This window comes from Pseudomonas sp. EA_35y_Pfl2_R111 (genome assembly GCF_963970955.1).
GTDB lineage: Bacteria > Pseudomonadota > Gammaproteobacteria > Pseudomonadales > Pseudomonadaceae > Aquipseudomonas.
Genome location: NZ_CAXAOM010000004.1, coordinates 265,131 through 285,382, shown reverse-complemented (window position 1 = coordinate 285,382; position 20,252 = coordinate 265,131). Strand labels below are relative to the sequence as shown.

The window sequence follows — 20,252 nt, the reverse complement described above, 5'->3', positions numbered from 1 at the left end:
GGGTAGCCCTCCGTTGCCGGATGTACGACGGGCGCTGCCGTGCAGCATCAGACACCTGGGCAAGGTGCCTGGAGGTGGCGGTAAGCCGGTGTTGCCGACCACCCCGGCCGGCGAACCGGTCAGGGTGGGATGCTCGTAGAACCGTTTAGCCGATGGTCATCAAACTGGCGTTGCCGCCCGCTGCTGCGGTGTTGATGCTCAACGCGTGCTCAATCAGCAGACGCTCCAGCGGGATATCCGTCTCGCCTTTGTGCAGACCATGCACACCGATGATCGCGCCAGGGCGCTGAGCCGCCAGTTGGCAGACTTCGCGCAGCTGATCGGAGTCACCGTGATGGATGATGGCGTCGAACACCGTTTCGCACTCGCTCCACTGGCTAAGCACTGTGATGCGTTGCTGCACAGCCTTGGGCAATGCGGCAAACAGCTCGCGGGTCAGCTCGCTTTCCTGCCACAGCACCTGGCAACCCACAGCCAAAGCCGCTGCCAACTGCACCAGCAGGTCACTGCGCTCATCCGCCAGGCACAGCACGTGTTCGCGTGGCAACAGGCTGTAGCTGTTGCGCTCACCGGTTGGGCCGTTGAGCATCTGCACGGTGCCGCTCTGCGCCAGCTCGACATACTGCGCGCTTAGTGCGCTCAGGCTCGGCTCATGCTTGGCCGCCCAGTCTTGCAGGGCCTGGATCACTTTGGCCTGCTCCGCCGGACGCTGGATTTCGCCACTTTCCTGTTGCAGCTGCTTGGCCACCGCGTCCTGCGGACGGGTTGCCAGCAGGCGATACATATACAGCGGGCCACCGGCTTTCGGGCCGGTGCCGGACAAGCCTTCGCCGCCGAACGGCTGCACGCCGACTACGGCGCCGACCATATTGCGGTTCACATACAGGTTGCCGACTTTAGCGCTGCCCACCACCTGGGCGATGGTTTCATCGATGCGCGTATGCACACCCAGGGTCAGGCCGTAGCCGCTGTCGTTGATCTGCTGCAACAACTTGCCCAAACCAGCGCGCTGATAACGCACCACATGCAGCACGGGGCCGAAGATTTCACGCGTCATCTCATCGAAGCTGTCCAGCTCGATCAGCGTCGGCAGGACGAAGGTGCCGCGCTTGACGTCATCGCCTTGGGCACGGGCGGCCTGGAATACCTTACGGCCCTTCTCGCGCATCGTCTCGATGTGCTGGTCGATATTGTCCTTGGCTTCAGCGTCGATCACCGGGCCGATATCGGTGCTCAGGCGTTCCGGGTTGCCCAGGCTGTATTCGGCCATAGCGCCCTTGAGCATATTGATCACTCGATCCGCCACATCTTCCTGCACACACAGCACGCGCAGTGCCGAGCAGCGCTGGCCGGCGCTGTCGAAGGCCGAGGCAACGACATCGACCACCACCTGCTCGGTCAATGCCGAGGAGTCGACAATCATGCTGTTCAGCCCACCGGTTTCGGCGATCAGCGGAATGGTGCGGCCCTGGGCATCCAGGCGACCGGCGAGGTTGCGCTGGATGATCCCGGCCACTTCGGTGGAACCGGTAAACATCACGCCGCGCACCCGCTCGTTGCCGATCAGACCGGCACCGACGGTTTCACCACGACCCGGCAGTAATTGCACGGCGCCGCTCGGTACACCGGCATCAAGCAGAATGCGCACGGCTTGCGCGGCGATCAGCGGAGTTTGCTCGGCCGGCTTGGCCAGCACGGTGTTACCGGCAGCCAGAGCCGCGGCCACCTGACCGCTGAAGATCGCCAATGGGAAGTTCCACGGGCTGATGCACACGACCGGGCCCAGTGGACGGTGGCTGTCGTTGCTGAAGTGATTGCGTGCCTGCGCCGCGTAGTAGCGCAGGAAGTCCACCGCCTCGCGCACTTCGGCGATGGCGTTAGCGAAGGTCTTGCCGGACTCACGCACCAGCAGGCCCATCAGCTGCTGCATTTCCGCTTCCATCTGGTCGGCGGCGCGATCCAGCACCGCAGCGCGCTCGGCCGGCAGGGTCGACTGCCAGATCTGCCCGCTGGACACAGCGCAGAGCACGGCGTTACGCACATCCTGCTCGCTGGCCTCGTACACATGGCCAACGATGTCGCGGTGATCGGCCGGGTTGCGGACCGGCTGCGCTTCGCTCAGCTCAGGCGTTTCGCAACCGAGTAGCGGCATGGCCTTATAGGCGTTGTTGGTGCTGCTCAGCAGCGCCGAGGACAGCGAACCCAAACGGTGTTCGTTAGCCAGGTCGATACCTTCGGAGTTCAAGCGAGCGTCGCCATACAGTGCACGCGGCAGAGCAATGCGCGGGTGCGGCAGACCGAGGCCGCCTTCCTGCGTGGCCATCTGCTCGATCTGCTGCACGGGGTCGAGTACCAGTTCCTTGATCGAAATGCTGTGGTCGGCGATGCGGTTGACGAACGAGGTGTTCGCGCCGTTTTCCAGCAGGCGACGCACCAGGTAAGCCAGCAGGGTTTCATGACTGCCCACCGGAGCGTAGATGCGGCACGGACGGTTCAGCTTGCCATCGGCAACCTTGCCCACCACCTGCTCGTACAGTGGCTCGCCCATGCCGTGCAGGCACTGGAACTCGTACTGACCGGGGTAGTAGTTCTGCCCGGCGAGCTGGTAAATGGCCGACAACGAGTGGGCGTTGTGGGTGGCGAATTGCGGGTAGATCGCTTCCGGCACGGCCAGCAGCTTGCGTGCGCAGGCGATGTAGGAAATATCGGTGTACGGCTTGCGGGTGAAGACCGGGTAGCCTTCCAGGCCTTCGACTTGGGCGCGCTTGATCTCGCTGTCCCAGTACGCGCCTTTTACCAGGCGGATCATCAGGCGGTGACGGCTGCGCTTGGCCAGGTCGATCACATAGTCGATCACATACGGGCAGCGCTTCTGGTAGGCCTGAATCACAAAGCCGATGCCGTTCCAACCGGTCAGGGCCGGGTCGAAGCACAGGCGCTCCAGCAGATCGAGGGAGATTTCCAGGCGGTCGGCTTCTTCGGCGTCGATGTTCAGGCCGATGTCGTAGTGCTTGGCCAGCTTGGTCAGGCTCAGCAGGATCGGATACAGCTCATCCATCACCCGCTCGTACTGCGCGCGGCTGTAACGTGGATGCAGCGCCGAGAGTTTGATCGAGATGCCCGGGCCTTCGTAGATGCCACGGCCGTGGGAGGCCTTGCCGATGGCATGGATGGCCTGCTCGTAGGACGCCAGGTAGCGCTTGGCGTCTTCATCAGTCAGCGCGGCTTCGCCGAGCATGTCGTAGGAATAACGGAAGCCTTTGCTTTCCATAGTGGTGGCGTTGGCCAGGGCTTCGGCGATGGTTTCACCGGTAACGAACTGCTCGCCCATCAGACGCATGGACATGTCCACGCCCTTGCGGATCAGCGGCTCGCCGCCCTTGCCGATAATGCGGTTGAGCGAGGTCACCAGACCGGCTTCATTGTGCGTGGCCACCAGTTTGCCGGTGATCAACAGGCCCCAGCTGGCAGCGTTGACGAACATCGACGGGCTGTTACCCAGGTGCTGGCTCCAGTTGCCGTTGCTGATCTTGTCGCGGATCAGCGCGTCACGGGTGGCCTTGTCCGGAATACGCAGCAGCGCTTCGGCCAGGCACATCAGCGCTACACCTTCTTGCGACGACAGCGAGAACTCCTGCAGCAAACCCTGCACCAGGCCCTGACGGCCGCCGGCGTTCTTCTGGTTGCGCAGCTTCTCGGCAATCTTCATGGCTAGCGTGTTGCTCGCCTCGGCCATGTCCTTTGGCAGGCGCGCCTGCTCCAACAGCATGGGTACCGCTTCGGTTTCCGGACGGCGATAAGCGCCGGTAATCGCCGCACGCAGCACCGATTGCGGGAGGATGCTTTCAGCGAAATCGAGGAACACCTGCAGGCCTTGCTCGGTCAGGTTTTCCACTACCTCTTCACCCGCCACAGCGGCCAGGCCGGAGTGCTCGGCCGGGGTCAGCCCACCCTCAATCTGCTCGAGATAATTGAAGATCGCCTGCTTGATCAGCCAATGCGGCGTGCGGTCAATTGACTGCGCGGCCTGCTTGAGGCGATCACGGGTTGCATCATCGAGCTTTACGCCAAGGGTGGTGGTGGCCATTGGTTTGTCCTGTATGAGCTGAAGCACGGCAAAAAATCGCCGAAAGCAATTTGCGCTACCTCCGCAACCAACCAGGGTGGCTGCCATAGAAGGCGAGGCGCAAAAAATCTGGCGAGAGATTAAACCTCACAAGGCGCAAGGTGCAACTAGGTGCAACCAAACAAAATCCCGGTTGTCCGCGCCGCTCAGCCGCCTGGAATTTCCCTTTTAATGGCGCAAACGCCAGTACTGCCGAGGCTCGGGTAAAAATCACGTGATGTGCGTGATAAACGCCCGTTTTAAAAAAACGAATAGTTCCGACGACAGGTACAACCCAAAACACCGAAAAGGTTGCACTACAGACTTTTATGCATGCCTTACTGAGCAAAGCACAGCAGGCCCACATTCGCGCGGTGGCCGACGGAGTGCGCATGCCATCAGCACAACCGGCCGTCGCTCGATAAGTAGAGGGGAGTTACAAGCTCGGCGGTATAGTTCAGACGATGGAGCAGATAGCCGGGCAGCACAATGTCGCGTTAAGCTCGGGGCAGGTTTACCAGGAGATGACCATGACTGCCAAGGAAGCGCAATTGACCGAGTTGCTCAGCCTGTCCACGCGCACCCTCACCCACCTGAGCGCAGCCATCACCGCGATGTCGTTTGAACTGCTCACCAGCCAGGACAGCGCGGTAAATGCCAGCGCACACAAGATGATCAAGCGCATGCTGGCGATCAATAGCGAGCTGGATCAACAGTGGCAACTGCTAGGCCAGCTGGCTGGCACCCAACCAGAACCCAGCAATGCGCTGGAACAGGTGGTGCTACAGAGCCTGGAAACAAGCGACGACGAGCATTGATTCACGCGCGCTGAGCAACCAGCCCAGCAGCCGATTACACCGCTGGCAACTCGTGTATAAGGCGCCATCAGCCCGCCATCCAGACAGAGCGATGCCGCAGCCTGAAAGAAGCGGCATCACTCACTTTTCCGCTAACAGCACACTCAGTTAGGACGGAAATCCATCAGCAGACGCAGGTAAGACAACATGTTCTTGCCGCCAACGGTGCCCTGGTAGCCGTGACTGTCGAATTGGCTGCTTTTGATCAGGTCGACACGAAAGCGCGGATTGCTTTCATACGTACGCCCCAGGGTGCTGGTCACGCGGCTGTTGAATAGATCGGTACTGACTTTGACAAACTCGCGCGGCTTGCGCCGGCCATTAGCACCACTGTTGTTCGGGCTGCTAAAGATGTCGCCGGTGACGGTCATTGCACTGCTGTAGGCCTCGCGGCCACGCAGGCTGGTTTTGCCGCTGCCAATCACAAACTGGCCGGTTGCCGGGCGATAGCGATCACCCGCCGTCAGGTAGCTGCCCAGCACGTCATACAGGGCATAGCTGCTGCCGGTGCCGCGTTCCTTGTTGCGTAGGTCGAAGATAAATACCCCAGCAGCGCCGATCACTTCCATTTCCACCTGGCCCAGGGTTGGGTTGTTCTGCACCAGCAACGCGGTGTTTTCATCGACACCAAAGGCAAACGGCACCTGAGTGTGATCCGCCAAGCGCACGATCCGCCCCTGACGGCCGCGCTCGCTAAAGTGGGTATCGAGCAGGCCATAATTAAAGAAGCCAAACCCACCCTGCATGTCATAGGACAGGTCATCGCCACCCGGCGAGGTGTACACGCCATAACGCAGCGCGTCATAGCTTTCACCGCCCGTGACCATCGGCCCTTGCACCATGATCGCGGTGCCGGCACTGGTACCCGCCAATACCGCGCCGGCGTTGTGCCGCGCGCGAATCGCGGCCAGTGCCGGGCTGTCCGCGCGGGTCGCGGTTTGCAGCGTCTGGGTCAGACGCGACTGGTCACCACCGCCGAAAAAGAAACCGGTCATGCTGTTGATCTGCGCGACCACCTGCGGGTTGCTGTTATTGCTGATCTGATCCAGGTCGATGGGAATCCACTGCGCATCAGCGGCGCCATAGGTTTCCAGTAGCTGAGCATAGAACTCGCCATTGGCTTTGGAGTTTGCCGCGTCGGCCGTGCCGGCATCCGGGTCGTCGCTTTCCGGAATCGAGGCGGCGGTGATCACCCCAATCCGCGCCTGGCCGTTGCCACCGGCAAGTTGAATCAGGCGCTGATAGATCGCCGAGTTGTCATCCTTGAGGCCGCCGCCAATCAATATCAGCGGGCCGGCGCTGTAGCCGGTGACGGGTAGAAGGGCGAGCAGCAAGGCGCTGCACCGCATAAATGATCTGATCATGGTTCGAGTTCTCCGATGTGCGCTCGGCGCACGCTTGTTGTGAGAGTTGTAAAACGGGAACTGCTGCAGACAAAACGGCAACGCTTTCTGGGTGGCTGGCTCCTCCGGCTAATACACCGTGAACTGTTTGAAATACTGCTTCTCGATGCGCTTGTAGACGCCGTTGCTGAGAATCACGCTGAGCGCTCTATCCAGCCGCTCACGCAGAACGTGATCGCCCTTGCGCACGGCGATGCCCTGACCTTTGCCAAAGTGTTTGGGCGCCACCACCTTGTTACCGACCTGCTCAAAGCCCTGGCCTTTGTCCGTTTCCAGAAAGCCGAAGTAACCGGATACCGCGTCATCCAGCACCAGGTTGACGCGCCCTTCGGCCAGCGCCTGGTACATGCCTTCGGCGGAGTCGAAGCGCTGCACCTCGGTGTGCTGCTGGTATTTGTCCGTGATGAAGCGGTCATAGGTAGTGTCGCGCTGCACGCCCAAGCGTTTGCCGGCAATACGCCTTGGGGTGATGATCACCTGATTGACCAGGCCCTTGCGGGCGAAGAAGAACGCCGGGGTTTGCGCATATTTGGCGGTGAAATCGACCCGCTCGGCGCGCTGCGCGGTGATCGACATGGACGCCAGAATCAGGTCCGCTCGCTGCTCGTTGAGCGCCGGAATCAAATCGTCCCAGGCAAACCTGACCAGCTGACAATCCGCCGCCATGGCCTGGCACAACGCCTGAGCGATATCGACATTGAAACCGCGTAATTGGCCCGTCGCATCAACTTCCTCGAAGGGCGGAAACTGCCCTTCCATGGCGATGCGCAGAGGCTGCGCCTGAACGCTGCCTAGCAGCATCAAGCCCAGCATAAAGAGGGTTGCTCGTAACATTCGGTACCCCTTGCAAGCACTGTCCGATAAACAGCCTGGGGCCAGAGGCCAGGCACCAAGCCGAGAAAAGAGGCGCCGCACAGGGCGCCTTAAGGCCAAAGGAGCAATGGGAGCTGACCTTGAATAACCAACCGGCCGCTTCACCAGCATGAGCGGCCGGCGACCTTCTTAGAGAATGCTCAGCGGGTACTCAACGATCAGGCGTACTTCATCCAGATCGTTGTCGAACGCGGTGGAGCGGTGTGTGGCCTGACGCAGGCGCAAGGACAGGTCCTTGGCGGCACCGGACTGCACCACGTACTTGGCTTCCAGATCGCGCTCCCAATGTTTCTCGTCATCGCCTGCCCAGCCGGCAAAGGAACCATTCGGATCGGCCTTGGTGCCGTCGATGTCATCACCCTTGATGTAGCGCGCCATAAAGCTCAGGCCCGGCACACCGAAAGTCGCCATGTTCAGGTCGTAACGCACCTGTACGGAACGCTCGTTTGGCGCGTTGAAGTCGGAGTACTGCACGGAGTTGGCCAGCCAGATCGAGTCACCACCGATGTAGTCGAAGAACTCATCACCATTGACCTTCTGGTACGCCAGGCTGAGCTTGTGCGCGCCGAAGCTGTAGGCGGCTTTCAGCGAGTAGGTCAGGGTATCCAGCTCGCCGGCCAGAGCATCACCCTGGTCATCGGTCTTGTAGGCCACCAGGTCGAAATTCAGCGCCTGATCGTCAGCCAGCGGGATGGTGTAGTAGACGTTGGCGAAGTACTGACGCCAGATGTCTTCGGCTTCGCTGCCGTAGAGCGCCACACTGAGGTTGTCGGTGAAGTTGTAGGTGCCGCCGACGAAATCGACGCTGCGCGCTTCCACTTCGGCGTATTCGCTGGTCAGCTCGCCATCGGAGTTGCTCGAATTGCGGCGATTGATCGCGGTGAAATGGCCCGCCTCGAGGGAGAGCGCATCGAACTCACTGCTCGACAGCTGGAAGCCCGTTGCAGTCTCCGGCAGCAGGCGCGAGTCGCCAGTGGCGAAAACCGGTGCGGTAGGACGCTGCTCACCGAACTTCAACACAGTGGAGGAAACCCGCAGCTTGACCGCGCCGCCCAGCTCGCCGGTGTTGTCTTCGATGCGGCCATCGCCGTCCACCGGCATGATGCCGTTGCCAACGCTGCCGCGCCCGCCGTCGAGCTTGATGCCGCCGTAACCGTGGGCATCGACACCGAAGCCGACGGTACCCTGGGTGAAGCCGGACACGTAATGCGCCTGGATGCCGTGGGCCCACTCGTCGCGAATATTGCGCGTGGAGTTACGGAAATCGCGGTGCATCCAGAAATTGCGATTGAGCAGGTTCAGCGTGCTGTCGGCAATAAAGCCCTTGGACTCTTGCTGCTCGCCAGCGACTGCCAGCTGCGAGCTGGCCGCGGCAACTGCCAGGGCGATCAGGCTCAGTTTTACGACTTTCATGGCTTACTCCATTGGTTTTTTATTGAACATCTCGAAAATCCGTCGCGGGTAGCGACGCATTCCTTGCAGCACTGGCGCTAAGCAAACTGCTCCAGCGACAGTTCGGGCGGGCACACGCCCTTGCTGATCACAGCCTCCAGGCACAGAGTCGTTTCAGACTCGACCCAGCAAACGAAATAACCTTTTGCTTTCAACCGCTTGAGCTTGAATGGCCATTCCAGCTCGGTACTTTCCTGAAGCGCCCGCAGGCTCGCCGGCAATTGGATAATCGAGTAGAAGCCAGCTGCGGTTTGCACTCGCTCAAGCACCCGCAAAGTGGGCTGCGCGGCGGCTAATGCTTGGCTGCTTTGAGGCTGCAACAGCTTTTCCAGGGCAAACGATTCCAACCTGCTGATTTGCATACAGGGCTCTTGCTTGAACTCGGATTAGGGAATCAGCGCCGCGGACAAAGCGGCGCTGAACGACTTAGGTCATCACTTGAGCAAGCCACTGACCCTGGCCAGGGTCTGCGCCACTTCGGCACGGTTGACCGGAGCATCCGGGTTGAAGCGCCCCTTCTCGGCCTGCAACCAGCCCTCGCCCACCGTCAGGCTGGCAGCGTCGGCATAGGCTTTATCGACGCCAGCGAGGTCCGTCAGCGCGGCGGATTTCGCCAGGCTGATGCCCTGATAACGTTCCACCAGAGCCTTGCAAGCCAGCGCCCATTCCTTGCGGGTGACCGGCTGACTGCCGGCAAACGCCTCAGCGCTGATCATCCAGCCATTGGAAAGCACCACATTGAGCTGATCGCGCATCGGATCAGCGGCGCCGATGTCAGTGAGCTTGGGCAGTGCATCCAGCTTGGGCTCGGCAGCCAGGGTCATCTGCAGAGCGTTGGCCAGCTCCAGACGGCTGATCGGCCGTTGCGGCTCAAAGGCATTCTGCTCGTTTAAGGTCATCAAGCCGCGGAAGCTGACGGCGCGAATCGCATCACCCGCCGTGCCGGTGCCGGCATCTTTAGGCGCGCTGCTCGCCGGGTCGCCGAGATTGGCGTTGACCGGGCGAATATCCAGGCGCACACCGCCCACGCTGTAGTTGGTCAGCGAATCGTAGAACTGGCTGTGGGCACTGAAGTCAGCGGTTTTACTGAACTCGAACCGGTAACCGTAGTGGTAGCCGTTGAGCGGGTTGTAGCGAGTCATCAGGCCTACCTGACGCATCGCGGTGTTGTCCGCCAGGCCATACAGCACCGCGCGGCCAATTGCCGAAACGGCAGACAGATCGGTGATCAGCTGGTTGCCCACCAGGTATTCGTTGCCGGCTTCAATGGCGGCTTTGCCTTCGCCTGGCTGCACCTTGCCGCTGGCCAGGTCATAACGATCGCCGTTACCGAGCATGGCCAGCCGCACGTTGCTCAACTGGGTGCCGTACACACCGAATTTCTTTTCGGCCTGGCTGGCGTCCATCACCGTCAGGTAGCCCTCGCCCAGCACCTGCACCTGGCCCTCGGGGTTTACCCACATGGCGGTGTTGGTATCCAGGCCAAAGCCGCGGGTGGACTTCTGATCGGCGAGGTAGGCAGCCATACGCGCAGCACGGCCAGTACTGGTTTCCTCGATCTGGTCGAGGTGCTGATCGATGATGCCGCCGCTGAACAGACCCGAACCTTTCAGTACCGCCGCGCCGCGCTGGTCGGCCTTACTGGCCACGCCGAAGTCCAGGGTATCCATGACCACGCCATAGGCGGTGGGCATCTGCGCGCCGAGGATGCTGGCACCGGCGCTGGTACCGGCGACCACGCCGCCCTTGTCATACACCTTGCGCACTTCCTGCATCAGCAGCGACGGGCTGCCATCGGCATTGAACAGCGCGCGGGCGATACGCGCCTGATCGCCACCGACAAACCACACTGCGCTCGCCTCGCCGAGTGGCTTGACCACGGCAGCATCGTTCATGGTTGTCTGGTAGTTGCTCTTGTCGATGCCAACGATGCTGATGCGCTCGGCCGGGATGCCGAGGGCCACCAGCTCAGCCATAAAGCGCTTGCTCGAACTCTGGCTGCCGCTGGCGGTTGGCATGATCACGATGCGTGCATCTTTCTCCCCGCCGGCCAGTTCGATGAACTTGGCGTACACCGGCGAGTTGCTCGCGCGCAGCATGCCGCCGACGGCCAGTAAGTGACCTTCAGCCAGGGCTGCAGAGCTTGCACAGGAAAGGATCAGGGCGGCCACCGCCACGCGCTTGTTCAGCTGCTTTTTCATTGTTATTGCTCTTGTTATGAGAACTCGTGCGAGCCGGTGTTCCGGTCCCGTCAGCGCCTCCCTGCAGCAGGTAAAACACCGCGCCAGTCCTGGCTTTTCGGCTGTGAATTTAAATTTTCACAATCTCGCTTTGTGAAATTTTATATACCAACAGGAAAACCCGATCAAGCCTTTAGCGGCGGCATTTAGCTGTTCCAACGACGCCAAAAAAAACTTCATCAACAGCTATCCACCGCGCTAGAGCGGCTTGAACCATTTATCCGACAGAACGCATTTGACACAAATATTTCTAATAAGTAGCTTTATGAAAATAAACATGTCACAAGTATTCGTACTCGAACCCCAGACCTGGCCTACATAGCCCGGCCGAAACGAACAGAAGCCCACAAGGCTTCAGGTTGTACACCGCGCCATCTGGCGAGGCCATTGCTACAGGCAGTACCTGCTGATCGCAGGCCCAGGCATGACGATCAGCTCAAACCCAAACCGCCCCATCAAGGAGTCAATAAGATGAACAAGATCGCACTTCTCGGCGCTCTGGCGCTCAGCGCCGTCAGCACATTCAGTGTCGCCAGCCAGGACAGCCTGCGCATCGGTATCGAAGCGGCCTACCCGCCCTTCGCTTTCAAAACCCCGGACGGCAAGATCAGCGGTTTCGACTACGACATCGGCAACGCCCTGTGCGCGGAAATGAAGGTGAAATGTGAGTGGGTCGAACAGGAATTCGACGGGCTGATTCCGTCGCTGAAAGTGCGCAAGGTCGACGCCGTGCTGTCGTCCATGTCGATCACCGAAGACCGCCTTAAATCGGTGGATTTCAGCAAAAAGTACTACCACACCCCCGGCAAGCTGGCGATGAAGGCCGGTAGCGAAATCAAGGACCCACTGGTCGACCTCAAAGGCAAGAAAGTCGGTGTGCAGCGCGCCTCCACCTACGATCGTTTTGCCTCCGACCAGTTCGAAGCCGCCGGCATTGAAGTAGTGCGCTACGCCTCGCAGAACGAAGCCTTCCTCGACCTGGCTTCCGGTCGCCTGGACGCCACCCTGGCGGACATCATCAACATCGATGAAGGCTTTATCAAAACGCCAGCCGGCAAGGGTTTCGCCCTGGTCGGCCCGGACTTCAACGACCCGAAATACTTCGGTAACGGTGCCGGTATCGCGGTACGCAAAGGCGACAGCGAAAACGCCGCACGCATCAGCGCCGCCATTGACGCGATCCGCGCCAACGGCACGTACCAGGACGTGCAGGCCAAGTACTTCGAGTTCGATATCTACGGCAAGTAAGTACCGCTAACCCGTACGGTGCCTCCACTGCGAGGCACCTTTTTCTCGTTGTAGCGCAGGCCATTCGGCCTCTGCGTGAGGAACCCCATCATGCTCCACGGCTACGGCTCGACCATTCTCGAGGGCGCCTGGCTGACCCTCAGTCTGGCCCTGACTTCCATGACCCTGGCAATTGCCCTGGGCCTGGTTGGCGCAGCGTTTCGCCTGTCACCGCTGAAATGGCTGGCACTGCTCGGCGAAGGCTACGCCACGGTTATTCGCGGCATCCCTGATCTGGTGCTGATTCTGCTGATCTTCTACGGCGGCCAGGACCTGGTAAACCGCGTGGCTCCGCTGCTCGGCCATGATCAGTACATCGACATCAACCCCTTTATCGCCGGGGTCTGCACCATGGGCTTTATCTTCGGGGCCTACCTCTCGGAAACCTTCCGTGGCGCCTTTATGGCCATTGCCAAAGGCCAGGCCGAAGCCGGTGCGGCCTACGGTATGAGTGGCATGCAGGTGTTCTGGCGGATTCTGGTGCCGCAGATGATCCGCTTCGCCATCCCCGGCTTTACCAACAACTGGTTGGTGCTGACCAAGGCCACGGCGCTGATTTCCGTGGTGGGCCTGCAGGACATGATGTTCAAGGCCAAGAACGCCGCCGACGCCACCCGCGAACCCTTCACCTTTTTCCTCGCGGTTGCCGCGCTGTACCTGTTGCTCACCACAGTGTCCCTGCTGGCCCTGCGCCTGCTGGAGAAACGCTACTCGGTGGGCGCCCGCCTGGCCGAACTCTAAGCGAGACTTTCTACCGTGCTTGATTTCCATGTAATTGCCGACAGCCTGCCGCTCTATGGCGGCGGCGTGCTGGTGACCTTCAAACTGCTGTTTATCGCCCTCACGCTGGGTCTGACGCTGGCCATTCCATTGGCGCTGCTGCGCGTCTCGCGCGCTCCATGGCTCAACGGTCCGGCCTGGCTCTACACCTATGTAATCCGTGGCACGCCGATGCTGGTGCAGCTGTTCCTTATCTATTACGGCCTGGCGCAGTTCGAGGCCGTGCGTGACAGCGTGCTGTGGCCGTATTTCTCCAGCGCGACCTTCTGCGCCTGCCTGGCGTTTGCCATCAACACCAGCGCCTACAGCGCGGAAATTCTCGCCGGCAGCCTCAAGGCCACGCCCCATGGCGAGATTGAAGCGGCGCGGGCCGTGGGCATGTCGCGCGTCACCCTGTACCGCCGCATCCTCCTGCCGTCGGCCTTGCGCCGGGCACTGCCGCAGTACAGCAATGAAGTGATCATGATGCTGCACACCACCTCGCTGGCCTCGATCGTCACCCTGATCGATATCACCGGCGCGGCGCGCACCGTCAGCTCGCGCTACTACATGCCATTCGAGGCCTTTATCACCGCCGGACTGTTCTATCTGGTGCTGACTTTTATCCTGGTGCGCCTGTTCAAGCTGGCCGAAGGCCGCTGGCTGGCCCACCTGGCCCCGCGCAAGAATTAAGGAAAACCATGGAACATATTCAGCATCTGCTGCCCTGGAGCACGGCGGGAACGGAACGTCGGCTCTCGGTGTTTCGTTTTGGCAGCGGCCCGCGCAAGGCCTATATCCAGGCCTCCCTGCATGCCGATGAGCTACCCGGCATGCGTGTGGCGGTGGAGCTCAAACGCCGCCTGCTCGAACTGGAGCAACAGGGTCGGCTTAACGGGGTGATCGAACTGGTGCCCGTGGCCAACCCGATTGGCCTGGGGCAGATGTTTCAGGCCACCCACCAGGGCCGCTTCGACCTGAGCAGCGGGCAGAACTTCAACCGCGACTTTCCCGCCCTGGCCGAGCTGATCGCGCCGCAACTGAAAGGCCGCCTGGGCGACGACGGGCAAGCCAACGTGACGCTGATTCGACGCCTGATGCGCGAGGCCATTGCAGCGCTGCCATCCGCCAGATCGGAGCTGGACGGCTTGCGCCGCCTCCTGCTGCGACAGGCCTGCGACGCCGATGTGGTACTCGACCTGCACTGTGATTTTGAATCGATCATGCTGCTCTACGCCTTGCCGCAGCACTGGCCAAGCCTGCAGCCATTGGCCGCCCGCCTGCGCGCGGGAGCAGTGTTGCTGGCCGAAGACAGCGGCGGCAACTCCTTCGATGAAGCCTGCGCTGTACCCTGGCTGCGCCTGGCCGAGCGTTACCCGCAGGCGCAGATTCCACTGGCCTGCATGGCTACCACCATCGAGCTGCGCGGCATGGCCGATACCGACCGCACTCAGGCGCAGCACAGTGCCGACGACATTCTCGGCTTTCTCGCAGACCAAGGCCTGATCAGCGGCGACTGGCCCGCCGCGCCGTTCACCTGTTGTGAAGCCACGCCCTTTGCTGGCGCGCAGTATGCCTACGCCCCGCACCCTGGCGTGGTGAGTTTTCTACAACCGCTGGGCGCGCGGGTAAAGCTCGGCGACCCACTGTTCGAGGTGATCGACCCGCTGAGCGATCAGCACTCCGTGGTGCACGCCACAACCTCAGGAATCCTCTACGCCCGCGAGCGCCTGCGCTATGCCCAGCCCGGTCTGTGGCTGGCCAAGGTTGCAGGCACGCAGCCGATTCGCCAGGGCCGCCTGCTTACCGACTAATAACAAGAGAATCCGCCGTTATGTACACCTTGCAAATCGACAACCTGCACAAACGCTATGGCAGCCATGAGGTGCTCAAGGGCGTGTCCCTGACCGCCAAAGCCGGCGATGTCACCAGCATCATCGGTTCCAGCGGCTCGGGCAAAAGCACCTTCCTGCGCTGCATCAACCTGCTGGAACAACCGCACAGCGGGCGCATCCTGCTCAATAACGAAGAACTGAAGCTGCAACCCAACCGCGTCACTGGAGCGCTTAAAGCCAGCGATAGCAAGCAGCTGCAACGCATGCGCTCACGCCTGGCCATGGTCTTTCAGCACTTCAACCTGTGGTCGCACATGAGTGCCCTGGACAACGTGATAGAAGCACCGGTGCACGTGCTGGGCATGAACAAGAAAGAAGCCCGGGAGAAAGCCGAACACTACCTGGCGAAAGTCGGCGTCGCCCATCGCAAGGATGCCTACCCCGCGCATATGAGCGGCGGTGAGCAGCAGCGCGTAGCCATCGCCCGCGCCCTGGCGATGGAGCCTGAGGTAATGCTGTTCGACGAGCCGACCTCGGCGCTGGACCCGGAACTGGTCGGTGAAGTGCTCAAGGTCATGCGCGACCTGGCCGAGGAAGGCCGCACCATGGTGGTGGTCACCCACGAAATGGGCTTTGCCCGCGAAGTATCCAACCAATTGCTGTTCCTTCATCAGGGCCGCGTCGAAGAAAGCGGCTGTCCGCGCGAAGTGCTGGCCCAGCCCAAGTCTGAGCGCTTGCAGCAGTTTCTCGCTGGCAGCCTGAAATAAGCCCAACGAGTAGAACGACCGCGCGCAGTGCCACAGCCGCGGTCGGCTTCGGATACACTTCAGCCGCAATTACCCAGGCCCGCCCGACCCGGCGCGCACGCCCAATCATTCAACGTGCTGAAAGCCCATCCATGCCGACATCTACCAAGAATGTAACCGTCTACGCCGCCCCGGTGATGCGCAAACTGGCGGAAATCGCCCCGCACCTGCAGCCTTCGCTGCGCAAGGTGGCCGACTTTATCCTGCGCCACCCGTTGAAAGCCGCAACCCTCACCATTGAGGAAATGGCGGTGGAAACCGCCACCTCGGCGGCTGCCGTCAACCGTCTGGCCAAGGCCATCGATCTGGGTGGCTATACCGGGCTGAAAGCCGAGCTGGTCAGCACCCTGCAACAGATGGTCTCGCCAGTGGACAAGCTGCGCAATGAACTGGCGCATCGCCCGGACGGCACATTCGGCCTGCACGAACAGGTGCAGATCGCCAGCAGCAACCTGGCCACCGCCGGCGCCAATAACAGCGCGGACACCTTCGAAGCCTTTGTCAGCTGCCTGATCCAGGCGCGCAAGATCTACATCCTCGGTTTCGGCAACAGCGCCTATATGGCCGGCCTGGCAGCCGCCAACCTGGTGCCGTTCTGCGCCGATGCCACGGCAGTGAGCATGGAAGGCGGCAACGAAAACGCCGCGTATCGCCTGGCCGCCATCACCGAACATGACGTGCTGCTGTCGATCTCCCTGCCGCGCTATTCCCTCGATACCCTGCAGCTGTCGCGCTTTGCCAGCGAACGCGGCGCAACCGTGTTGGCGATCACCGACTCGCCCGCCTCGCCGCTGACCACCATCGCCAAACATGCACTGTTTGCCCCAGCCGATCATCCGGTGCTGATCAGCTCCAACACCTCGGTGCTGGCGTTGATCGAAGGCCTGGTCGCCGGGGTAATGGCACGCAATAAGGAAGCCGTACAACTGGCCGCAGAATTGACCGAGAGCGTGATGTCCTATCTGCACGTGCCGACAAGCGACAAGCCTGCACGCAAGCCGATCAAACGTCGGGCCAGCACCACGCCACGGCAGAGCTAGCCTTTGCCTGGCGGGCCCTCCAGGCACTTCTCGCGGCTAATTTGCCCTGTTGCGGCGTAATCGTTGCGCTCTTGAGGTCTCTACTCTGTGTTTACTCAGCAGTGGAAGCCCAGTATGCCCAACGCCCTTTACCGCAAACTCGCCCATGCCCTGCTCATCAGCCTGCTGCTTACCCTGGCTGGCTGTAGCACCCTGGTCGCGCGCGATCCATTGCGCATCGAGCTGGTGGGAATCGAACCGCTGCCCGGTGAAGGCCTGGAAGCGCGCTTCGCAATCAAACTGCGGGTGCAGAACCCCAATGACCGGCCCATCAACTTCGATGGCGTTGCCTTGGAGCTGAAGGTCAATCAGCAGCCGCTGCTCAATGGCGTCAGTGACCAGAGCGGGCAAGTACCGCGTTATGGGGAAAGCGTTCTGCGTATTCCAGTCAGCCTTTCCGCCTACAACGCGCTGCGCCAGGCCTGGGGCATGGCCGGTTATCAGGACGGCAAGGGCCTGCCCTATGAGTTGAACGGCAAACTGGCGAACGGCCTGTTCAGCACTTGGCGTTTTAACGACCGCGGCACACTCAACTGGCCAAAACCATCCGCATCAGGCGCATCCCAGTAAAACCAACGCGACAAAACCCTATACAATATGCGGCCTTTCCCGATCGACCCGCCAAGGACCCGCCGTGAGCACGTTGCCACCCTGCCCCAAATGCAACTCCGAATACACCTACGAAGACGGCGCCCAGCTGGTCTGCCCTGAATGTGCCCACGAGTGGTCGGCCAGTGGCACGAGTGAAGCGGCCGATGACACCAAGGTGATCAAGGATTCGGTCGGCAATGTGCTGCAGGACGGCGATACCATCACCGTGATCAAAGACCTGAAAGTCAAAGGCTCATCCCTGGTGGTCAAGGTCGGCACCAAGGTCAAGGGCATTCGCCTGTGCGACGGTGATCACGACATCGACTGCAAGATCGACGGCATCGGCGCGATGAAGCTGAAATCCGAGTTCGTGCGCAAAGTCTGAACACAGCCCCGGCAAGATAGAGCCCCGGCTATCGGCCGGGGCTTTTTTATACGGCGCGCGCCACCAGTAAAACTACCTGCCTTGCAGTCCAAGGCTACGTCCCGGCGTCGCCCGCGAGCTGGCAAGACTCACGTTAAAGAACTCCCGCGAAATCTGGCTAGAACCGCCCACCGGCAACAGCATCTGCGGCGTAATTAGCTAGCATCAATACAGAGCAGATTGCTCGTTCGAGGCACCCGCTTGGAGGATCGTATGCGTAGTGTTGCGCTGTGCCTGATCTTGCTACTGCCTTGGGCGGTGCAAGCCGAGACGTGGAAGGTGGTGGGTGATGAGCAGTTTGCGCCTTACAGCTTTGTCACCATCGACGATGACCAGCCGCGTGGGCTGGATGTCGAGCTGGTAGAGGCGGTGATGCAGGAGGCCAACATTCCCTACAGCCTGCGCCTGTACCCCTGGGAACGGGTCAAGCGCATGCTTGATCGCAGCGAAGTGGCCATGGCCTTTCAATTTGCCGGTACCCCGGAGCGCATGCAGCAGTATGCGTTGGTCGGGCCGATTCGCACCGGCTCCACGGTGTTTATGACCTCACGCAAAATCACCCTCAGCGATTGGGCCGAACTCGACGATCTGTCGCCCTACACCATTGGTCAGGTGCGCGGTTATGCCTATCAGTCGGACTTCGACAAAGCCGAACTGTCTCGCGACATCAGCGCGCAGAATCCACGGCAGCTGGTGTCGATGCTGCTGGCCGGGCGCATCGATGTAATAGTCGGCGATCGAGTGCAGCTGATGTACTTCGTGCGCGAGCAGCGTGCCGAGCAAAGTGTGCGCATCCTGCCCAAACCGCTGGTGGAGATGCCGCGCTACGTAGCCTTTGCCAAGGGCGATGGCGCCCGTGCCAAACAGTTCTCGGCGGCGCTGGAGCGTTTAAGACAGGCTGGTACCCTGGACAGCATCTACCAGCGCTGGCAGTAGCAGGCCGTTGAAAAGCGTAGGCGAGGCAGCCAGTGCGAGGCAAAAACAGGCAATAAAGCGGAGTTTACAAATTGTAAATGAGCATTTTGAGCCTGTTTTTAACGCCGCGATGGCAACGCAGGTAGCTTTTCAACAACCTGCTAAGCCGCGCCTTTATCCCTTTACCAAGGAGCCACCATGCGCCTCGCCCATCCATTATTGCTGCTAACGACCCTGCTTCTCAGCGCCTGCGGTCTCGGTGAAACAGCGGCAACCGCCAGCCTGCAAGCCGAGCAGGCGGCGCAACTGCAACAGCAGACCGAGCAGCTGAAACAGCAGATCGAAGCAGCCAATGCGCAAAGCCATAAACGCTTGGAGGAAGGCTATTGAGCCTCCCAGACAACTGCAGGCGTTGCATGCAGCGGTGTGCTATCGCCCAGTGATCAACACCCGCTGCGAACAAGAAAGGCCGCGCTGAACTGACCCTTGTTGAAAAAACCTTTTGGCACGCCCGCAACATGCTGCGGTCAATCAGATAGACCCTCCTGACTGGTTGCCAAGGAAATTGCGTCATGCCCGATTCCGCGTCGCCTGCAGACCTGCCCCGCGACCTGCATTACGTTGACGATAGCCAACCCGGCATCCGCCGTAAGAAAGTGCGCGGCACGTTCACTTATTTCGACACCAAGGGTGAGCGCATCACCGACGCCGATGAAATCAAGCGCCTCGACTCACTGGCGGTGCCACCCGCGTATACCGATGTGTGGATCTGCGCAGACCCGCGCGGCCATCTGCAAGCCACTGGCCGCGACGCCCGTGGGCGCAAGCAGTACCGCTATCACCCGCGCTGGCGTGAGGTGCGCGACACCGACAAATATGCGCGCCTGCAAGAATTCGGCAACGCCTTGCCCAAACTGCGCAAGCAATTGGAGGCGCAAATCGCCAAGCCAGGTTTTACCCGCGATAAGGTGCTGGCTACCGTAGTAATGCTGCTGGATGCCACACTGATTCGCGTGGGCAATAGCCAATACGCCCGAGACAACAAATCCTATGGCCTGACCACCCTGCGCACGCGTCATGTTGCTATCCAGGGCAGCGATATCAAATTTCAGTTTGTCGGCAAGAGTGGCGTCGAACATCAAGTCAGTGTGAAGGACCGGCGCCTGGCTACAGTGGTCAGGCGCTGCATGGAATTGCCAGGACAGAACCTCTTCCAATACCTGGACGAAGACGGCGCGCGTCACACCATCAGCTCATCGGACGTTAATGCCTACCTGCACCAACTTACCGGAGCCGACTTCACCGCCAAGGATTACCGCACCTGGGCCGGTACCGCGATGGCGCTGGCCGTGCTGCGAGAGCTGGAATGGCAACCGGAATCGGACGCGAAGCGGCATGTGGTGTCGACGGTCAAGGCCGTCGCCAAGCAACTGGGCAACACACCTGCGGTGTGCCGCAAATGCTATATCCACCCTGCCGTGCTGGAGCACTTCAGCCTGGGCGAGTTATCCAAGCTGCCTAAACCGCGGGTGCGCAAGGGCCTGAAAGCTGAAGAGGTAGCGCTGGCGATGTTTCTCGAGCGACTGGCCGCAGACGTGCCGAAAACCGCCAAGTAAGACAAGGAGT

At 60.8% G+C, this 20,252-nt stretch carries 18 protein-coding genes; 12 read left to right on the top strand and 6 right to left on the bottom strand.

Annotated features, from left to right (window positions below; all coding sequences use genetic code 11):
- Positions 1–145: 145 nt before the first annotated feature.
- Positions 146–4,087, bottom strand: coding sequence for a trifunctional transcriptional regulator/proline dehydrogenase/L-glutamate gamma-semialdehyde dehydrogenase (putA, locus tag AACY25_RS16795; RefSeq protein WP_339526048.1), 3,942 nt, complete (start codon positions 4,085–4,087; stop codon positions 146–148).
- A gap of 548 nt (positions 4,088–4,635) precedes the next feature.
- Here putA and AACY25_RS16790 point away from each other — a divergent pair.
- A complete protein-coding gene (locus AACY25_RS16790) occupies positions 4,636–4,923 on the top strand; it encodes a hypothetical protein (protein WP_339526047.1) in 288 nt (95 codons plus the stop codon).
- Positions 4,924–5,066: 143 nt separating this feature from the next.
- On the opposite strand, the gene AACY25_RS16785 is transcribed toward AACY25_RS16790, so the two are convergent.
- The 5 genes from AACY25_RS16785 to AACY25_RS16765 all read right to left on the bottom strand — a co-directional run bounded on the left by AACY25_RS16785 (position 5,067) and on the right by AACY25_RS16765 (position 10,891).
- A complete protein-coding gene (locus AACY25_RS16785; RefSeq protein ID WP_339526045.1) occupies positions 5,067–6,326 on the bottom strand; it encodes a cyanophycinase in 1,260 nt (419 codons plus the stop codon).
- A gap of 108 nt (positions 6,327–6,434) precedes the next feature.
- On the bottom strand, positions 6,435–7,199 hold the full coding sequence (locus tag AACY25_RS16780; protein WP_339526043.1) for a transporter substrate-binding domain-containing protein: 765 nt from the start codon (positions 7,197–7,199) through the stop codon (positions 6,435–6,437).
- Positions 7,200–7,367: 168 nt separating this feature from the next.
- Entirely contained in the window at positions 7,368–8,651 is a 1,284-nt protein-coding gene (locus AACY25_RS16775; protein WP_339526040.1) for an OprD family porin, read from the bottom strand.
- Positions 8,652–8,728: 77 nt separating this feature from the next.
- Positions 8,729–9,052 (bottom strand): hypothetical protein, encoded by a 324-nt coding sequence (locus AACY25_RS16770; protein ID WP_339526038.1) that lies wholly within the window; start codon positions 9,050–9,052, stop codon positions 8,729–8,731.
- A 72-nt stretch (positions 9,053–9,124) separates the two neighbouring features.
- Positions 9,125–10,891: a cyanophycinase gene (locus AACY25_RS16765; protein WP_339526036.1), complete on the bottom strand. Its 1,767-nt coding sequence runs from the start codon at positions 10,889–10,891 to the stop codon at positions 9,125–9,127.
- A 510-nt stretch (positions 10,892–11,401) separates the two neighbouring features.
- Between AACY25_RS16765 and AACY25_RS16760 the strand changes: the two genes are divergently transcribed.
- From AACY25_RS16760 to AACY25_RS16710, 11 genes are all read left to right on the top strand, one after another.
- The gene (locus AACY25_RS16760) at positions 11,402–12,178 is read left to right on the top strand and encodes an ABC transporter substrate-binding protein (RefSeq protein WP_339526034.1); all 777 of its coding nucleotides are present in this window, start codon (positions 11,402–11,404) and stop codon (positions 12,176–12,178) included.
- Between the two features lie 90 nt (positions 12,179–12,268).
- Positions 12,269–12,958 carry an ABC transporter permease gene (locus tag AACY25_RS16755; RefSeq protein WP_167147615.1) on the top strand — a complete coding sequence of 230 codons (690 nt, stop codon included), beginning with the start codon at positions 12,269–12,271 and terminating at the stop codon, positions 12,956–12,958.
- A 15-nt stretch (positions 12,959–12,973) separates the two neighbouring features.
- Complete coding sequence (locus AACY25_RS16750) at positions 12,974–13,669, top strand: ABC transporter permease (RefSeq protein WP_339526030.1); 696 nt, start codon at positions 12,974–12,976, stop codon at positions 13,667–13,669.
- 8 nt (positions 13,670–13,677) lie between these two features.
- Positions 13,678–14,790 carry a succinylglutamate desuccinylase/aspartoacylase family protein gene (locus AACY25_RS16745; RefSeq protein WP_339526029.1) on the top strand — a complete coding sequence of 371 codons (1,113 nt, stop codon included), beginning with the start codon at positions 13,678–13,680 and terminating at the stop codon, positions 14,788–14,790.
- A gap of 20 nt (positions 14,791–14,810) precedes the next feature.
- Complete coding sequence (locus tag AACY25_RS16740; RefSeq protein WP_339526028.1) at positions 14,811–15,578, top strand: ABC transporter ATP-binding protein; 768 nt, start codon at positions 14,811–14,813, stop codon at positions 15,576–15,578.
- Between the two features lie 131 nt (positions 15,579–15,709).
- Positions 15,710–16,657, top strand: a complete 948-nt coding sequence (locus AACY25_RS16735) for a MurR/RpiR family transcriptional regulator (protein WP_339526027.1) — start codon at positions 15,710–15,712, stop codon at positions 16,655–16,657.
- A gap of 114 nt (positions 16,658–16,771) precedes the next feature.
- Positions 16,772–17,266, top strand: a complete 495-nt coding sequence (locus AACY25_RS16730) for an LEA type 2 family protein (protein WP_339526026.1) — start codon at positions 16,772–16,774, stop codon at positions 17,264–17,266.
- 64 nt (positions 17,267–17,330) lie between these two features.
- Positions 17,331–17,672, top strand: a complete 342-nt coding sequence (locus tag AACY25_RS16725) for a zinc ribbon domain-containing protein YjdM (protein WP_339526025.1) — start codon at positions 17,331–17,333, stop codon at positions 17,670–17,672.
- 252 nt (positions 17,673–17,924) lie between these two features.
- Positions 17,925–18,647 carry a substrate-binding periplasmic protein gene (locus AACY25_RS16720; protein WP_339526024.1) on the top strand — a complete coding sequence of 241 codons (723 nt, stop codon included), beginning with the start codon at positions 17,925–17,927 and terminating at the stop codon, positions 18,645–18,647.
- 177 nt (positions 18,648–18,824) lie between these two features.
- Positions 18,825–19,016, top strand: coding sequence for a hypothetical protein (locus AACY25_RS16715; protein ID WP_339526022.1), 192 nt, complete (start codon positions 18,825–18,827; stop codon positions 19,014–19,016).
- 182 nt (positions 19,017–19,198) lie between these two features.
- Entirely contained in the window at positions 19,199–20,242 is a 1,044-nt protein-coding gene (locus AACY25_RS16710; protein ID WP_339526021.1) for a DNA topoisomerase IB, read from the top strand.
- Positions 20,243–20,252: the final 10 nt, after the last annotated feature.

What these genes read in the sequence shown, in the direction of transcription:
- AACY25_RS16755 (WP_167147615.1), top strand. Translation starts at nt 12,269, where the DNA reads ATGCTCCACGGCTACGGCTCGACCATTCTCGAGGGCGCCTGGCTGACC.
- AACY25_RS16730 (WP_339526026.1), top strand. Translation starts at nt 16,772, where the DNA reads ATGCCCAACGCCCTTTACCGCAAACTCGCCCATGCCCTGCTCATCAGC.
- AACY25_RS16760 (WP_339526034.1), top strand. Translation starts at nt 11,402, where the DNA reads ATGAACAAGATCGCACTTCTCGGCGCTCTGGCGCTCAGCGCCGTCAGC.
- AACY25_RS16765 (WP_339526036.1), bottom strand. Translation starts at nt 10,891, where the DNA reads ATGAAAAAGCAGCTGAACAAGCGCGTGGCGGTGGCCGCCCTGATCCTT.
- AACY25_RS16745 (WP_339526029.1), top strand. Translation starts at nt 13,678, where the DNA reads ATGGAACATATTCAGCATCTGCTGCCCTGGAGCACGGCGGGAACGGAA.
- AACY25_RS16775 (WP_339526040.1), bottom strand. Translation starts at nt 8,651, where the DNA reads ATGAAAGTCGTAAAACTGAGCCTGATCGCCCTGGCAGTTGCCGCGGCC.
- AACY25_RS16710 (WP_339526021.1), top strand. Translation starts at nt 19,199, where the DNA reads ATGCCCGATTCCGCGTCGCCTGCAGACCTGCCCCGCGACCTGCATTAC.
- AACY25_RS16740 (WP_339526028.1), top strand. Translation starts at nt 14,811, where the DNA reads ATGTACACCTTGCAAATCGACAACCTGCACAAACGCTATGGCAGCCAT.
- AACY25_RS16720 (WP_339526024.1), top strand. Translation starts at nt 17,925, where the DNA reads ATGCGTAGTGTTGCGCTGTGCCTGATCTTGCTACTGCCTTGGGCGGTG.
- AACY25_RS16790 (WP_339526047.1), top strand. Translation starts at nt 4,636, where the DNA reads ATGACTGCCAAGGAAGCGCAATTGACCGAGTTGCTCAGCCTGTCCACG.
- putA (WP_339526048.1), bottom strand. Translation starts at nt 4,087, where the DNA reads ATGGCCACCACCACCCTTGGCGTAAAGCTCGATGATGCAACCCGTGAT.
- AACY25_RS16735 (WP_339526027.1), top strand. Translation starts at nt 15,710, where the DNA reads ATGCCGACATCTACCAAGAATGTAACCGTCTACGCCGCCCCGGTGATG.
- AACY25_RS16715 (WP_339526022.1), top strand. Translation starts at nt 18,825, where the DNA reads ATGCGCCTCGCCCATCCATTATTGCTGCTAACGACCCTGCTTCTCAGC.
- AACY25_RS16770 (WP_339526038.1), bottom strand. Translation starts at nt 9,052, where the DNA reads ATGCAAATCAGCAGGTTGGAATCGTTTGCCCTGGAAAAGCTGTTGCAG.
- AACY25_RS16780 (WP_339526043.1), bottom strand. Translation starts at nt 7,199, where the DNA reads ATGTTACGAGCAACCCTCTTTATGCTGGGCTTGATGCTGCTAGGCAGC.
- AACY25_RS16785 (WP_339526045.1), bottom strand. Translation starts at nt 6,326, where the DNA reads ATGATCAGATCATTTATGCGGTGCAGCGCCTTGCTGCTCGCCCTTCTA.